Below are 16,685 nucleotides of genomic sequence, written 5' to 3'. Positions count from 1 at the left end.
TAATATTTTGATGAACAAACAAAAAAAGCACCCCAAAGTGCGGGATGCCTCTTGCATATTCGATGGTTTTGCCGCTATGACGGCAATCATTACAATTTTGATACCGTTCATTCCTGAACATTTTTTCGAGGTATCAATGATATTATTTACCAAATGAAGAAGGATCTTCACGCCAGGATTTAAGCAACTCAAAGTCACTCTCCTGAATCGTTCCCTGAGCCAAAGCCACATCCATCAGCGCCGTGTAATTGGACAACGTCTGAAGTGGAATTCCAGCATCTTCAAATGCTTTAACACCTTTATCCAGCTGGTAGCTGAAAATGGCAAGCACGGCGAGAGGTGTTGCACCTGCAACGCGTACAGCTTCTGCTGCTTTGATCGAGCTTCCACCTGTAGAGATCAGATCTTCGATGACAACCACTTTCTGTCCTTCGGTAATCAGACCTTCGATCAGGTTCTCCTTGCCGTGTCCTTTCGCTTTATCGCGAATGTAAGCCATCGGCAGATTCAGCTTCTGAGCCACCCAGGCAGCATGCGGAATACCTGCGGTTGCTGTACCTGCGATGACTTCTGCATCCGGATACTGGTTCCGAATGATTGTTGCAAATGCTTCAGCGATATCGTTGCGAATCTCCGGATAGGACATCGTTAAGCGGTTATCACAGTATATTGGTGATTTGATGCCGGATGTCCATGTAAATGGCTGCTGCGGACGTAACGCCACGGCTTTAATTTTCAAAAGTTGGGAAGCAATATGATTCGGAATCTCATTCAGTTCGATCATGCGTTCAACATCTCCTTCAAAATGGTTTCTACCGCTTCTCGCGGATTGGGAGCGCCTGTAATGGGTCTGCCTACAACAATGTAATGACTGCCTCTGGCGATGGCTTCACCTGGGGTCAAGACGCGTGTCTGATCTCCCAGACCACTACCCGCTGGACGAATTCCTGGAGTAACGGTGTGAAAAGCACTGCCACACGCTGCCCGAATTGCGGGCACTTCCAGTGGAGAAGCAACAACCCCATCCAGTCCGGCCTCTTGGGCTAGTCCTGCATAACGGACCACCGCAGCTTCCACACTTCCCGGGATGCCAATCTCGTTATTCATCGTTTCCAGACTTGTACTGGTGAGTTGGGTGACTGCAATGATCTCGGGCTTGCTAAGGGAAGGATCGGCAGCGATTGCTGCCTCAGCACCTTCACGTGCAGCACGCATCATAAGGGCTCCACCCGCTGCATGTACATTGAACATGTCTACACCCAGACGTGTGATACTCTCAGCTCCGCCACGAACGGTGTTGGGAATGTCATGCATTTTCACATCCAGAAAAACGGAGTAACCTTTGGATTTCAGCTCCCGAATAAAGTCAGGTCCCGCTGCGTAGAACAGCTGCATACCCACCTTGAGATAACAGGGAATGCCCTCAAGAGCTTGTACCAATTCTTGAGCTTCTTCCGCTCCAGGATAATCCAGTGCCACCATCAGACGGCCAGCCATTTCATTGAAACTCGCTTGATTCATCACCAGCGCTCCCCTCCACTTGCTCATTTTTTCCGTTTTTGCCCGATATAAAGGACATCCCGCCAGCCCGCAGGCTGACTGATGTCCTTCATCAGAGAGTTATTTATTTTACAAAGACAGGCATTGCTTCCGAAGAGAAGTTGATCGTTTGCAGCATGATCAACAGCGCACGAATCGTATCCAGTGAAGTCATACATACAATGCCGTTTTCTACCGCTTCACGACGGATACGGAATCCATCACGCTGCGGTGTTTTGCCTTTGGTGAGTGTGTTGAAGACAAAGTTTGCTTCGCCGCTACGGATCATATCCAGAATGTTCGGCGAACCTTCACTTAATTTGTTCACAGTCGTTACCGGAATGTTCGCTGCTTCAAGCGCAGCTGCTGTTCCGCCGGTAGCCATGATTTTGTAACCCAGTCTGTAGAAACCTTCGAGCAAAGGAACCGCTTCGTCTTTGTCTTTGTCTGCTACAGTTACTACGATCGCTCCGGTTGCCGGAATTTTCATTCCTGCGCCGATGAGACCTTTGAACAACGCTTTAGCGTAATTCGGGTCACGGCCCATAACCTCACCTGTAGACTTCATCTCAGGTCCGAGGGTTGGTTCTACACGACGCAGCTTCGCGAAGGAGAAGACCGGAACTTTAACAGATACATGATCCGATTCAGGCCACAGCCCGTCAACATAACCAAGATCTTTTAGTTTCACACCCAGAATGGCTTGTGTTGCCAAGTTCGCCATCGGAATGTTGGTTACTTTACTCAGGAATGGTACGGTACGGGATGAACGCGGGTTCACCTCGATAATGTACACTTGGCCATCATGGATAACAAACTGGATGTTGACCAAACCTACCGTTTTCAGTTCTTTCGCAATTTTGATTGTAATCTCTACAATTTTCTCTTTCAAATCCTGGGACAGATGTTGAGGAGGATATACCGCGATGGAGTCACCAGAGTGAACCCCTGCACGCTCGATATGTTCCATGATTCCCGGAATCAATACCGTTTCACCATCACAGATGGCGTCAACCTCAACTTCTTTACCCATCATGTAACGGTCGATCAGGACCGGATGCTCCGGATTGATTTTAACCGCCTGTTCCATGTATGTCAGCAATTCAGCATCGGAGTATACAATCTCCATCGCACGACCGCCGAGTACATAAGAAGGACGAACCAAGACAGGGTAGCCCAGACTTTGAGCTGTTTCTACTGCATCATCAACGGAAATGACCGTTTTACCTTTTGGCTGTGCAATCTCCAGACGGGAGAGCAGACGCTCGAACTTCTTGCGGTCCTCCGCCTCATCGATGCTTTCCAGATCCGTTCCGAGAATGGTTACACCTGCATTACGCAGTGGTGCTGCCAGGTTGATGGCCGTTTGACCACCGAACTGTACGATAACCCCTACTGGTTTCTCCTGTTCAATCACGTTCATGACATCTTCGAAGAAGAGCGGTTCAAAGTACAGGCGATCCGATGTATTAAAGTCCGTAGACACCGTCTCCGGGTTATTGTTGATAATGACTGCTTCATAGCCTGCTTTTTGCAATGCCCATACTGCGTGTACAGTTGAGTAGTCGAACTCGATCCCTTGACCGATCCGGATTGGTCCTGAACCCAGCACCACAACTTTTTTCTTGTCTGAAGGAATTACTTCATTTTCTGTCTCGTAAGTTGAGTAGTAATATGGCGTTGTTGCTTCAAACTCAGCCGCACATGTATCTACCATTTTGTACACTGGGCGCAGGTTCTCTGCTTCCCGACGAGTTCTAACTTCCGCTTCAGTTGTTAATGTGCCTCCTGGTTGACCTTGCGCACGCAGTTCAGCAATGGCACGGTCCGTGAATCCAAGGCGTTTCGCTTGATACAGAATGTCGGAAGACAATTCGGATTCTTCACGAATGCGATCTTCGAATGCGATCAGACCTTCGATTTTGTCCAGGAACCACCAGTCAATCTTGGTCAGATCCTGTAGCTGTTGCAACGTATAACCTCTGCGGAATGCTTCGGCAATCAGGAAGATACGCTCATCATCTGCTTTGATCAGACGCTCGTTCAGGGTGGCTTCGTCCAGCGTTTCGGCATCCTTCAGGTAGAGGCGATGTACGCCAATTTCCAGGGAACGAACTGCTTTGTGAATCGACTCTTCGAATGTCCGGCCAATAGCCATTACTTCGCCTGTTGCTTTCATCTGAGTTCCCAGTTTACGGTTCGCCGAGATGAACTTGTCGAACGGCCAGCGTGGGATTTTGCTCACGATGTAATCCAGTGTAGGCTCAAAGCAAGCATACGTTTGGCCTGTTACCGGGTTCACGATTTCATCCAACGTGTAACCCATGGCAATTTTGGCAGCCATTTTTGCAATCGGATAACCCGTTGCTTTGGAAGCCAGAGCCGATGAACGGCTTACCCGTGGATTTACTTCGATAACATAGTATTGGAAGCTGTGTGGGTCCAGTGCAAACTGTACGTTACATCCACCCTCGATATTCAGGGCACGAATGATTTTCAAGGAAGCTGAACGCAGCATTTGATATTCACGGTCCGACAATGTTTGGCTTGGTGCTACGACGATACTGTCACCTGTATGAATACCTACCGGATCAAAGTTTTCCATGTTGCAGACAACGATACAGTTATCGTTTTTGTCTCGCATAACCTCATACTCGACTTCTTTCATGCCTGCAATGCTCTTCTCGACCAGACATTGCCCAATCGGGCTGTAACGAATTCCCGCTGCCACCGTCTCGCGCAGCTCTTCTTCGTTCGCACAGATTCCGCCGCCTGTTCCGCCCAGTGTATAGGCTGGACGCACGATGATTGGATAACCAATCTCATTCGCAAATTCAAGTGATTCTTCAAGTGTCGTTACGATTACACTCTCTGGTACAGGTTGTTCCAATTCACGCATCAGGTCACGGAACAGATCACGATCTTCCGCTTTCTCGATGGATGTTAACTGTGTTCCGAGCAATTTCACATTTTCACGTTCCAAAACTCCGGCACGTGCCAGTTCCACAGCCATGTTCAGACCTGTCTGACCACCTAGTGTTGGCAACAAGCCATCTGGACGCTCCTGACGAATGATTTGGGTCACGAAATCCAGGGTGATAGGCTCGATGTATACTTTGTCAGCCATGTTTGTATCCGTCATAATGGTCGCCGGGTTGCTGTTGATAAGTACAACTTCCACGCCTTCTTCTTTCAGAGCCTGGCAAGCTTGTGTACCGGCATAGTCGAACTCGGCCGCTTGACCGATGACGATTGGACCGGAACCAATCACCAGGATTTTTTTGAGATCTTTGTTAATCGGCATGTTATTGTGCTCCTTTCACTGCGGCTGCCAATACGGCTTGACGCGGCTTTTGCGGGTTAGTGATCTTGTGCTCGCGAATCATCTCGATGAAGCGGTCGAACAGATAGCTGTTGTCGTAAGGACCCGGGGCTGCTTCAGGGTGATATTGAACCGAGAATGCCGGGAATGATTTATGTTTCAGACCTTCAATGGTCTTATCGTTATTGTTGATATGTGTAACTTCCAGGTCCGTGCTCTTCACAGACTCTTCGTTTACAGTAAATCCATGGTTCTGGGATGTGATGAAACAACGTCCGCTCTCCAGTTCTTTCACCGGGTGGTTTCCTCCGCGATGTCCAAACTTGAGCTTTTCGGTGTCTGCTCCTGCTGCAAGTGCGAACAACTGGTGACCCAAGCAGATGCCAAAGATCGGGTATTCGCCAAGCAGTTCACTGATCATGTTAACCGCGTGAGGTACGTCTTTCGGGTCCCCAGGGCCGTTGGACAGTTGAATTCCGTCCGGGTTCAGGCGACGAATCTCGTCTGCTGTTACATCGTGTGGAACAACAACTACGTCACAGTCACGTTTGCTGAGTTCGCGCAAAATCCCTGTTTTTGCACCGTAATCCACGAGCACAATACGCTCAGCCGTTCCCGGGCTGTTGTAGACATGCTCTGTAGAAGTCATTGGCACCTGGTTACGCAGCTCAGCAATGGTGGTGTCTCCCATCATCTCCAGCAGTTCTTCCACAGGTTTCGATCCTGTTGTGAGAATTCCCTTCATTGTGCCGTGGTGACGAATCCGGCGAGTCAACATGCGTGTATCAATTTCGCTGATTCCTACGATGCCGTATTCTTTGAGCAGATTGTCTACGCTATATTCCGCACGCCAGTTGCTTGGCGTTGGCTCATGACGTCGCACAACGAAACCGTGCACGTATGGACGAATCGACTCAAAGTCATCACGCGTAATGCCGTAGTTTCCGATCAGCGGATACGTCATGGTTACGATTTGACCGCAATAGGAAGGATCCGAAAGCACCTCTTGATAGCCTGTAATTCCCGTATTAAAAACGACCTCACCTGTAGTTTCACCTTCAGCACCAAATGCTTTCCCGGTGAACAGTGTGCCGTCTTCCAACAATAATCTTGCCTGTGCCTGCATCCCATTTCACTCCTCTGTGTTTATCAACGTTGAATGCATTGGGGTTGAACATGGGGGACGTTACGATTGTGCGGCTCCGCGTACAGAAAACCCTTTGATCGCTGTTATCACCGGATTACTTTTTATCATTTTTTAAATGATGTAATCCGGTGATAAAGGCGAACGCTTTGCTTCTTCGGGTCTTTTCTGTCCGCTCCGCAGTTACGTTGGTGTCCAAGTTCAAAATCATGACATTCAACTTTGCTTGTTTCGTATGTTAGACTCTCGGCATGATTTGCCTCGAGTTAGTTGAAAAGATGTTACTGGTGTAAAAGTTGTAGATTAAGTTTTAGAGTTAAAAAGATTTGTTGTTTTAAAAAGTTAAGATTTACTGTTACTGATTTAAAGAGTTAAAGATATAGAGTTACTGTTTTATTAATTTGCTGAGTTACCGTTTTACTGTTGTACCGTGTTATTCCACACGCTTTTGCCATCCACCCAAGTTTGTACGGCCCAGCCTTTCAGCTTCCAGCCTGTGAATGGTGTGTTTCTTCCTTTGGTTGCAAACGTTGCAGGATCAACCGCTTTTTCCTCGTTCAGGTCAATCATCGTGATATCGGCTGGTGCTCCCTCTTCCAGTTTGCCTGTATCCAGTCGGAATACACGTGCCGGATCAGCTGTCATGCGTTTCACCAGGAATTCCAAGCTCCACAGTCCTGTTTCCACAAACTTGGTGTACAGCAGCGGGAAGGCTGTTTCGAATCCTACGATTCCGAAAGGTGCCAGCTCCATGCCTTTGGCTTTCTCTTCTTCACTGTGTGGCGCGTGATCAGTTACGATCATGTCCAGCGTGCCGTCCAGCAAACCTTCGATACAAGCCTGCACATCGCGTGGTGAGCGCAGCGGCGGGTTCATTTTCCAGTTGGCGTCCATGCCCGGGATATCTTCATCCGACAACACCAGATGGTGTGGACATACCTCAGCAGTTACTTTAATGCCGATGGACTTCGCTAGACGAATCAGACGAACTGATTGCTCTGTACTTACGTGACAGACATGGTAGTGAACTCCTGTTGCTTCTGCGAGCAAGATATCACGGCCAACGTGGATGGCTTCGGATTCATTCGGAATCCCTTTGATGCCGTGACGTTTCGAAAACTCACCTTCTGTCACATATCCACCAACAACCAGTGAGTCATCTTCACAGTGTGCGATCACGGGCATATCCATGCTTGCCGCGAGGCTCATGGCATCTTTCATCATTTGTGCGTTTTGTACGCCTACACCGTCATCTGTGAATCCAATAGCGCCTGCTTCTTTTAATGCGGCAAAATCGGTAAGTTCACGACCCAGTTCATTTTTTGTAATGGCTGCATAAGGCAACACTTTAACCAGATCAGCTTCTTTGGCTTTATCCAATACCAGTTTCACAACTTCCGCTGTATCTGTAACTGGTCTCGTGTTCGGCATGCAAGCGATTGTTGTAAAACCACCTTGTGCTGCTGAACGGGCACCTGTCTCGATCGTCTCTTTGTGTTCGAATCCAGGTTCACGCAGATGCACGTGCATATCGATCAATCCCGGAATGACCAGTTTGCCTGATGCGTCTGTCACACTTTGCGCTGACTTTTCGGCATCCAGAACGGCTTGGTCTTCCAGACCAGCGATCTTTTTAATTTTACCTTCATCTATAATGATGGTTTTCCGTTCAAGTTCCCCTTGTTGGTTCAAGACGTTTGCGTTTTTTATAATCTGTAGCATAATTGCCCTCCGCTTCGGTTCTGTCCGGCTTACCAGGCAAGCCGGATGATTTTCTTTATCGTGTACTCTCTTATTGCTCTATAAGAACTACCGTACCGTCAGCCTATGACCTACAGCCAGACCCTGTTACAGTTTCATCGCACGTTCCATAACCGCCATGCGGATTGGAACGCCGTTTGCCATCTGCGGGAAGATCCGCGATGCTTCACTTTCCACAACCGCGTCATCTACCTCGACGTTGCGATTCACTGGAGCAGGGTGCATGATAATGGTGCTTGGTTTTAGGCGTGATGCCCGTTCTTCCGTCAATCCGTAGTGTTCGCGATAATCCTCAGCTGAAGTAATTAAGCCATGTTGATGACGTTCCAGTTGAACACGAAGCATCATGACTACATCTGCATCCAGCGCTTCTTCAAGACCGACATAAGGAGCATGCTCTGCGAGTTCCGGTGCCTGCATCGTTTGTGGTGCACAGAAGCGTACATCTGCACCAAACTTTTGCAGTGCCCACAGGTTAGAACGAGCTACACGGCTATGCAGGATGTCACCAATGATGGAAACACGCAAGCCTTTCAGTTCGCCAAATGCTTTCCTCATCGTGTAGAGGTCCAGCAGTGCCTGTGTGGGGTGCTCATTGTTGCCATCTCCTGCGTTCACGAGTGGTACATTCACTTTCTGAGCCAGTTGTTGCAGAACGCCTGCCGGTTTCAACCGGATCACGCCTGCATCAATGCCCATCGACTCAAGTGTTCGTACCGTATCGTAGATGGACTCTCCTTTTTCCACACTGGATGCGGCTGCCGTAAAGTTCAGTACTTGTGCGCCCAGGCGTTTCTCTGCCATTTCGAAGGAGAAGCGGGTACGTGTGCTGTTCTCGAAGAACATGTTCGCAACAAAGCGTGATTCCAGTACAGGAACCAACTTCTCTTTCTGTGCTTCCCAGTGAGCCGCACGGTTCAGAATGGACTCGATTTCTCCTCGACTAAGTTCCTTCAGTCCAAGCAAGCTTCGGTCTCTCAATGCTGTCTGTGTAATCATTATGCTTGCTCCCCCCGGTTCTGAGTGATTTTGACTTCATCCTGTCCGTCCGTTTCCATGAGTGCAACTTCGATCTCCTCTGATTTGGAAGTCGGCACATTCTTGCCGATAAAATCAGGTCGAATTGGAAGTTCCCGGTGTCCGCGGTCTGCGAGTACAGCCAGCTGAATGTTCTGTGGTCTTCCACAGTCCATCAGGGCATCCATCGCTGCGCGAATCGTCCGTCCGGTATAGAGCACATCATCGAACAAAATCACCTTTTTGTTATGGATCGAAAGTGATTCAGGTGTCATAATCAACATTTCCTTGCGATTCGCTTTATTTTCGTCCAAGCGGTCATCGCGGTAAGGAGTCACATCCAGCTCTCCCCAGGGGACTTTGGCGCCCTCGATTTCTTCAATCTTGGCGGCAATCCGTTCTGCAAGGTAAACCCCGCGTGTACGGATACCGACCAACACACAATCGTCGATTCCTTTGTTTTTCTCCAATATCTCATGGGCAATCCGTGTTAATGCGCGGCGGATCGCCGTCTCATCCATAATGACATGTGTCTCTGTGCTCATGCGTTCAGCCTCCTCAGGATTTCCCTTCAGCATCATGGCCCCGTGACGAGGAGAAAAAAAAAGACTCCTTGCCGTGTTTATTGGCAAGGAGTCTCCGAACTTCAGACCGCTCTGAAGAAAGTTTACTCTCGGGGATGCATCGCTTCATTTGCCGCAGCAAAAAAACGATGTATCGTTCACGTTACCTTGCCAGTCTCACGGGACTGATTTAAAGGTGCTATTCATGTCGTTCATATTGCAGGACCTCACAGGGTTCTGTAATCAATATGTCCGTTTGTCTTCATGAATTATGACAGAAAGACAACCCCCTGTCAACACCTCACCATCGCAGGTGAAAACCCTCTGCTACGTTCTTCTTAGAATCAGCAGTTAGGCTGAAAAACATCCATGCACAATACATCTCATTGGTTATTCATAATTATACAACATTTCTGCATATTTATCCATAGGCAAATGAGAAATTTGATATAACCAAAATAAACCTCTTACTGTACTCAAAAGAGATAAAACACTTCTTTTTAGAACAGACAGTGAGTTTCATTTTACGCAATATATGAAGGCTCTGAATTAGTACCAAGTGAAATGGGTACAGTTTATAAACATGAACCCATTATTAGATACTGCAATAATGCCGATATACATACGATTCACAAATATGAGTCATAGAAATAAGTTAATCCCTACATTTATGTACATTTAGGAGGAAGTCATGCGTCACATTTGGCACGTTTACAAAACAGACTGGTTGCATATTCTGAAGGTTCCCACAGGTATATTTCTAATTGTGGCTATTATTCTACTGCCCGGGGTGTATGACTGGGTCAACGTGAAGTCCGTCTGGGACCCATACAGTAATACCCAGGGGATCAAAATTGCGGTGACAACTGAGGACGAGGGTGCGACTGTTGAAGGAACCCATGTTAATATCGGAGACGAACTGGTATCCAGCCTCAAACACAACGAAAAGCTGGGCTGGACTTTTGTGGACCAGGCTGAGGCTAATCGGGGTGTGCAAACTGGAGAGTATTATGCAAGCCTGCTCATTCCGGGGGACTTTTCATCCAAAATTACAGGCATCGTTGATGGGAAGCTGGAGCGACCGGAAGTAATCTATACCGTCAATGAGAAGGTGAATGCCATTGCTCCTAAAATCACAGGCTCTGGTGTATCTGCCATAACAACACAAATCAATGAAAATTTCACTGAAGCCGTCAGTGAGGCCGTTCTGACCAAGCTCAATGAAGCCGGGGTTGAGATTAATTCCCAGCTTCCAACATTACGCAAAATGAAGAATGGCATTTTTACGCTGGAGAAAAATCTTCCGGCTATTCAAGCCGCAGGTCAAAAGGTTCTGGAAGTAGAAAAAGCCATGCCCGAGATTGTAAAAGATGCTCAAAAGATCGTTGAAATCGAGAAAAAACTGCCTGAAATCAATGAAGCAGCACAGTATGTGCTCAAGGTGCAGGAGTATTGGCCACAAATTAATGATGCGGCTTCCGAAGTGCTGGCTATTCAAGGGCGGATACCGGATATACAAAAAGCGGTAGAACGCATTCGAGAAGTGGATGAAAACTTTGGCCAGGTATCAGATGTCATCCAAACGGCGCTGGATAAAACCAACAAAGCTCTGTCTATCGTAACGGCAGCAGAGCAAGATTTGGACAAAGTATCACAAATCGCTGGCAACGGGATTGAGCTTGCAGAGGGATTAAATCAGTTCGTGGATTCCAGTGAAGAAGCGTTTCAGACAATTGGCCCGACGATCCGCCAAAATCTGCTGCTGGTGCAGCAGATTACTAACGCTGCAGGAGACGTATTTGCACAATTGCAAAATTCGGATCTTAATAACCTTCCTACAGTAGAAGATCTCGACCGGATTGCTTCACGTTTAGGGGTTGCGGTAAAACTCGTGGACAGTATGGCAGAACTACTGGGCAACATCAATAACTTGCTTCCAAGCCAACCACTTGCCGATAAAATCGCACAACTGAACTCCATCTCAGATAAACTTCAGTTGCAGATCCACTTGGCTGGCATCATCAGTGATGCCATGCGTCGTAATACAACTCCACCAACAGATGTCATCGCTCAGTTAAATACTCTCTCGAAGGACATTAGCAGCGGGATTGCCAATATCTTAAGCACCTATGAAAGTGAAATATCGCCTGCACTGGCAGCTGGTGCGGATAAGCTCAGATCTATCCTTTCCACTTCAGCAGAAACTCTACAAGGAGCAAAGGATCGTATTCCGGATATTGCGGACATTCTTGCATCTGCCAAAGAAGGAATTACGTTTGGGCAGACCGAGTTGACAAAAATCCAGAGCGAACTGCCTCAAATACAATCTAAGATCCATGAGATATCAGAGACACTCGCGAACAAAAGTGAAGGTTTTATCCAAGCTTTGAACACAGTGTCTTCATTAATTCAAAATGATCTGCCCAAGTTGGGAAACAAACTGAACGAAGCAGCTAATTTTGTTCGTAATGATCTGCCTAATGCCGAGAAACAGATAGGCAAGGCATCCGATTTTGTCCAGAACCAGCTTCCGGAGGTCGAAAAAGGAGTACATCGTGTTGCCACTCTGGTACGTGATGATCTGCCAGCATTGGAAAGTGCCATCAGCAAGGCTGCGGAAAAACTCAGGGAAGTTGAAGGTAATAACCAGTTTGCCGAACTTGCCAAGCTTCTGCGCGGCGATATCGAAGAAGAAAGTGCTTTCCTTGCAAGTCCGGTGCAAATCAAGGAACAACAACTTTACCCGATTCCGAATTATGGATCGGCCATGTCACCATTTTATGGCGTGCTGTCCTTGTGGGTTGGCTCAACACTGCTGATTTCTCTGCTTCGTGCCGAAGCTGAGAATCCAGAGGGCAAGTTCCGGGGATATGAATTGTATCTTGGACGTCTCGCTACTTTTCTGACCATTGGGTTACTTCAGGCGATATGTGTCACCCTGGGAGATATTTTAATCCTGAGTACCTATGTCGCAGATAAACTGTGGTTTGTCCTGTTTGCCATGCTGGTGAGTGCCGTATTTGTCACTATAACGTACACGCTGCTGTCCGTATTTGGAAATATCGGAAAAGGGATCGCCATTATCTTCATGGTGTTCCAGTTCTCCAGCTCCGGCGGTACGTTCCCAATCAGCATGACATCACCCTTTTTCCAAGCATTGAATCCGTTCATGCCCTTCACGTATGCGATCAGTCTGCTGCGTGAGTCGGTCGGCGGCATATTGTGGTCTACTGCCATCAAGGATATTCTGTGGTTGTGTATGTTCATCGCGCTGAGTCTCATTGTTGCTCTCGCTTTGAAACGTCCACTCAGCAGTCTCACCAAACGTTCAGCCGAGAATGCCAAGAAGACCAAAATTATTGCTTAACTCATTTGCTCAACACTAAATAAGAAAAGGCCATTGGACTTTCCATCCAATGGCCTTTTCTCGTTTCATTATATGAATCGATACATTTACTATTTGACTATTTCACTGAGCGTTCCTGTTCCAACTGATTATAGGATTGTTTGATTGTTGTTAATGTTTCTACATGGCGATAGATGTTGTTACTTGCCGTAACGATAACACATAACATGATCAAGCCTATAACCACTTTTTTCCCCAATCCCGGACGAAGGCTGATGACGAAACTTCCACCCAACAGGAAGAACGCAAACAGATAATGTCCCGCATACAGGTACATATCGTATTGAAACACAGCTAGACCAAAGCCCACGACTACATGAAGCAAAAAGGCAAACAAAATATATGGCACAAGGGTCCACACTTCTCGTTCACGAATGCCTTTAATGAAGCCCATGAATGCCAGTAGTAAAATAAAGATACCTGTCATCTGCACATGGATTGGATTGGAACGGGATAGATCCGTAACAAAGGCCGCCATGCCCGGGTCCAGTAAATGCATTTTCGGTGTCAGCATCGGATTAATAGTTAACATGTTCAATGCTTTCCAGTGAACAGCGAACTGGAATGGCGTTGCATAGCTGGTTCCACCATTTTGAATGCCCAACAGCCAGTTACTAACCCAGCTGCGACCTCCAAAGGCAACGTACTGGACGCCAGTTAATACGACGATGATCAGAACCGCTAATGCCATGATACCGATGTATTTTTTCAAATTCGCCTTATTGCGCCATGCATGCATATTGAAGAATGTGGCAGCAGCAAATGGTACGATATTGGTCGAGGTTAGTCCAAAGTTAATCGATGTAAGCAATGCATTGGGTACATAACGTACGTCCTGACGCTCACGAGTATACTGCATGTAAACCACCGACAACAGAATAACGAACTGTACATAAGGATACGAATCCGGGATCAATGCAGTAAACATTAAGTAGGAACTGAAACCAAACAATAAGGCAAACAGTAGCGGTACGATGGTCGGTTTATCTTCTTTTTGACTCAGGAACAGATACGCCAGCACCACCGAACCCGCATTCACCAGCGATTGCAGGATTAGAAAGAACCAGTTGCCTCCCAGCAGTTTCGCTACAGCCGCAAGGGTGACAGCGAGAAAGGAAATCAGCGGATGGATCACTGAAGAACTGTTGTCCCCATAATACATTGAAGGATCAAAGTTGAATAAATTGATTGGAAACAGCGTTGTATTAAATGGGGTATACGCCCCAAGCATCTCTGCATTATTTTCAATGTACAGAACATACGAGCCGTTCATTAAACCATAGAACAGAGCAAATCCCGCAAACAGGTAAAAGGCTGTCCAGTTGGCTCTGCGATTATAAAATAAGTGATCTAAAAATTTCATGCTTTCATTTCACATCCAATAAATTTTATAAAAACTATCCATAATTTGAACTAATCATTTACACAAAAACGGAGAGGACAGAAAAGACCTGAAAAAGCGGAGCGTTCGCCTTTATCACCGGATTTCCCCTTTGAAAAAAGGAAAAAAAATCTGGGGATAACAGCGATTGGAAGGTTATTCTGTCATCGTAGTGCTCGTGTAAATAACCATTAGTTCAAATTAGAACACCAATAAACATAGGCCACCCATAATACATGCCACACCTATCCAGCGTAAAGGGCCCACGGTCTCTTTAAATATCAGCCGAGCTATGATAAGAGTCCACACATATGTTAATGCGTTTGCAGGCAACACTACGGTTAATGGAAGAAACTTCAGCAATACAATATTCAGCAACGCGCCCGTTCCGTAGAATCCAAGTCCCATGAGTACATGCAGACGATTGCGACTGGATGCATAAGCTTTCAATCCGGCCCCGCCCAATGCACCGCACATCGTCATGACGATTAACACGGCAACCATCCAGCTATCGATCAACACTGGTTAATGTCACCCCGATTCCAAGCAACACAACTGCTGCCAGCTTTTGCACCGTAATTTCTTCCCCAAGCAAAAAATACCCATAGATTAAGGCAAATACGTAGCTGGCACACATCAGAGGATAAGCAACAGAGAGTTTTTCCAGAGCAAAAGCTTTAATCATCAAAATCGCTCCAAGTCCATAACACAGAAAACCAACACCCAGGTAAATCCACTCGGTTAGTCCCCATTTCCAAAACAATTGACCCGTTGCTGTCAGTAAAGCGGAAACGAGCATCAACCATTTACCAGTATGACGCGATTTTATTTCCCCCACGTTAATGCCTCCATGTCCGGAACACGCTTGTTAATAAAGTATCGTTGACTTACAAGTTGCATGACTGGAAGGTCGGATAAGGAGTCCGAGTAGGAACATGACTGGTCATAATCAATGACCATATTCTTCTCACTCAGATAAGCCTGAATTCGGCGTACCTTCTCTTCCCCTTTGCAATTGCTGCCATCAACTCTGCATGTGTAACCATTCTCATGACGGACAAGTTCAGTTCCAATTACATGATCCACCCAGGGAAAATTATTAAAGTATTTCATATAGGCATGCGGAGATGCAGTTACTAGCAAGACATGATACCCTGCTTCTTTGCGATGTTGCATCTCTACACTGGCCTCGGCAAAAATGGACGTACGCAAGCGAGTATCAAAGAAATGTTCGAGATCTTTTTCAGACATACGCTCAATTTCTTGAAAGTAGGATCGTTTGACTTGTTCAACCGTCATGAAGCCTGCCTTGAATAACACGGTATGTAATGCAATGACAGGTAATCTCCATACCTGCCACGGGTAACGGCGAACACCGTAATGCACAAATTGAAACATGGAATCACTGCGTATGATCGTTTTATCAATATCAAAAATTGCGACTTTCGTGCTTTTCACCCTGATCCCCCTCAGCCTTTATTCAAAGATTGCAAAGATTGTAACAACACTTATCACATACAACATAACCGTAATTAATATAGGCTTGTCCTCAAACAGCACACGATCGGGCGAACCTCCCTGGTTTTTTATGTGGATCAGATACAGGTAACGGAACATGCCGTAAATGACCAATGGAATCGTCCACATGAGATGAATGGTTCGATCTGAAGTGAATGTGAACAGGGAATAACTGATAATCGTAGCTGTCGTCACAATTGTATTGAATTGATCCAGTAACGTAATGGAGTAGTTATCTAAAACCTTACGATGTGATCCCGTGTTTCCCTCAAGCAACGTGAGTTCATTTCTGCGTTTTCCAATGGCCAAAAACAACGACAACAGCATTGTACAGATCAAAAACCACGGTGTGAATGGCACATGGATCAGCACACCACCTGCAATGGCACGAAGTACAAAGCCGGCTGCAATGGTCATCATATCCAGGATAACGAGATGTTTCAGCACAAATGAATACGATACATTCAACAGGAAATAGACGATACATAACACCCCGAATAGAAGGTTCATCATGAAGGCCGTTCCTACGGAAAGGATTAATAGAATAATGCCAAACAACAAAGCATGACTCGGATTCACCTGCCCAGAAGCCATAGGACGATACCTTTTCACCGGATGCTGTCGATCCCTGTCCCGGTCTACAAAGTCATTTAAAATATACACACAGCCTGCAACAAGGCTAAATAGAATAAAACCAAGCAACGTCGCAAGAATGGTTTCAGTCCGAATCTCCTCAAAAGAAAATAGTAACGCAGCAAATAACAGCAGATTTTTAGTCCACTGTTTGGGTCTTAACAATCTGAATAATCCTGACACTGTACTGCCTGTTCCTGTAGCCGGTGAGGACACCGTACTTGTTCGTGATGATAACAATTGTAATAACTCCCTTCAACAACAACTTCTGTATATAACAAATAACGTAAAGATCTAATCATATGTTGCTTGTATAATTTTGTAAAGGGAGTAAATGAAAAAATTCTAATATGGGCATAAAAAAAGAGACCGTTTCCGGTCTCTTCGTTAGTACATGATTT

General features: G+C 46.4%; 13 protein-coding genes. 1 reads left to right on the top strand and 12 read right to left on the bottom strand.

What is annotated here, in order from left to right; all coding sequences use genetic code 11:
* Positions 1–142: 142 nt before the first annotated feature.
* The 7 genes from pyrE to pyrR all read right to left on the bottom strand — a co-directional run bounded on the left by pyrE (position 143) and on the right by pyrR (position 9,328).
* On the bottom strand, positions 143–784 hold the full coding sequence (gene pyrE / locus C161_RS30065) for an orotate phosphoribosyltransferase (protein WP_036674850.1): 642 nt from the start codon (positions 782–784) through the stop codon (positions 143–145).
* Positions 781–1,521 carry an orotidine-5'-phosphate decarboxylase gene (gene pyrF / locus C161_RS30060; protein ID WP_036614806.1) on the bottom strand — a complete coding sequence of 247 codons (741 nt, stop codon included), beginning with the start codon at positions 1,519–1,521 and terminating at the stop codon, positions 781–783. The genes pyrE and pyrF overlap by 4 nt, the downstream gene beginning before the upstream one ends.
* Before the next feature lie 103 nt (positions 1,522–1,624).
* On the bottom strand, positions 1,625–4,843 hold the full coding sequence (carB, locus tag C161_RS30055) for a carbamoyl-phosphate synthase large subunit (protein WP_036614808.1): 3,219 nt from the start codon (positions 4,841–4,843) through the stop codon (positions 1,625–1,627).
* A gap of 1 nt (position 4,844) precedes the next feature.
* Complete coding sequence (gene carA, locus C161_RS30050) at positions 4,845–5,987, bottom strand: glutamine-hydrolyzing carbamoyl-phosphate synthase small subunit (protein ID WP_017687333.1); 1,143 nt, start codon at positions 5,985–5,987, stop codon at positions 4,845–4,847.
* A 435-nt stretch (positions 5,988–6,422) separates the two neighbouring features.
* Positions 6,423–7,727 carry a dihydroorotase gene (locus tag C161_RS30045; protein WP_036674849.1) on the bottom strand — a complete coding sequence of 435 codons (1,305 nt, stop codon included), beginning with the start codon at positions 7,725–7,727 and terminating at the stop codon, positions 6,423–6,425.
* 126 nt (positions 7,728–7,853) lie between these two features.
* On the bottom strand, positions 7,854–8,765 hold the full coding sequence (locus C161_RS30040; protein WP_036674848.1) for an aspartate carbamoyltransferase catalytic subunit: 912 nt from the start codon (positions 8,763–8,765) through the stop codon (positions 7,854–7,856).
* On the bottom strand, positions 8,765–9,328 hold the full coding sequence (gene pyrR / locus C161_RS30035) for a bifunctional pyr operon transcriptional regulator/uracil phosphoribosyltransferase PyrR (protein ID WP_017687330.1): 564 nt from the start codon (positions 9,326–9,328) through the stop codon (positions 8,765–8,767). Before pyrR ends, C161_RS30040 begins: the two co-directional genes overlap by 1 nt.
* 709 nt (positions 9,329–10,037) lie before the next feature.
* Between pyrR and C161_RS30030 the strand changes: the two genes are divergently transcribed.
* Positions 10,038–12,713: a YhgE/Pip domain-containing protein gene (locus C161_RS30030; protein WP_036674847.1), complete on the top strand. Its 2,676-nt coding sequence runs from the start codon at positions 10,038–10,040 to the stop codon at positions 12,711–12,713.
* A gap of 97 nt (positions 12,714–12,810) precedes the next feature.
* On the opposite strand, the gene C161_RS30025 is transcribed toward C161_RS30030, so the two are convergent.
* From C161_RS30025 to C161_RS30005, 5 genes are all read right to left on the bottom strand, one after another.
* Positions 12,811–14,115: a DUF6080 domain-containing protein gene (locus C161_RS30025; RefSeq protein ID WP_036674846.1), complete on the bottom strand. Its 1,305-nt coding sequence runs from the start codon at positions 14,113–14,115 to the stop codon at positions 12,811–12,813.
* A 219-nt stretch (positions 14,116–14,334) separates the two neighbouring features.
* Positions 14,335–14,655 carry an EamA family transporter gene (locus C161_RS30020; protein WP_235193982.1) on the bottom strand — a complete coding sequence of 107 codons (321 nt, stop codon included), beginning with the start codon at positions 14,653–14,655 and terminating at the stop codon, positions 14,335–14,337.
* A complete protein-coding gene (locus tag C161_RS30015; RefSeq protein WP_422395288.1) occupies positions 14,642–14,932 on the bottom strand; it encodes an EamA family transporter in 291 nt (96 codons plus the stop codon). Before C161_RS30015 ends, C161_RS30020 begins: the two co-directional genes overlap by 14 nt.
* A 26-nt stretch (positions 14,933–14,958) precedes the next feature.
* A complete protein-coding gene (locus C161_RS30010) occupies positions 14,959–15,591 on the bottom strand; it encodes an HAD-IB family hydrolase (RefSeq protein ID WP_036614827.1) in 633 nt (210 codons plus the stop codon).
* An 18-nt stretch (positions 15,592–15,609) separates the two neighbouring features.
* Positions 15,610–16,500 (bottom strand): decaprenyl-phosphate phosphoribosyltransferase, encoded by an 891-nt coding sequence (locus C161_RS30005; RefSeq protein WP_036675028.1) that lies wholly within the window; start codon positions 16,498–16,500, stop codon positions 15,610–15,612.
* Between the last annotated feature and the right edge of the window lie 185 nt (positions 16,501–16,685).

This window comes from Paenibacillus sp. FSL R5-192, assembly GCF_000517845.1.
GTDB lineage: Bacteria > Bacillota > Bacilli > Paenibacillales > Paenibacillaceae > Paenibacillus > Paenibacillus amylolyticus.
The sequence above is the reverse complement of the archived record's forward strand: the minus strand, read 5'-3'. Positions and strand labels throughout refer to the sequence as shown.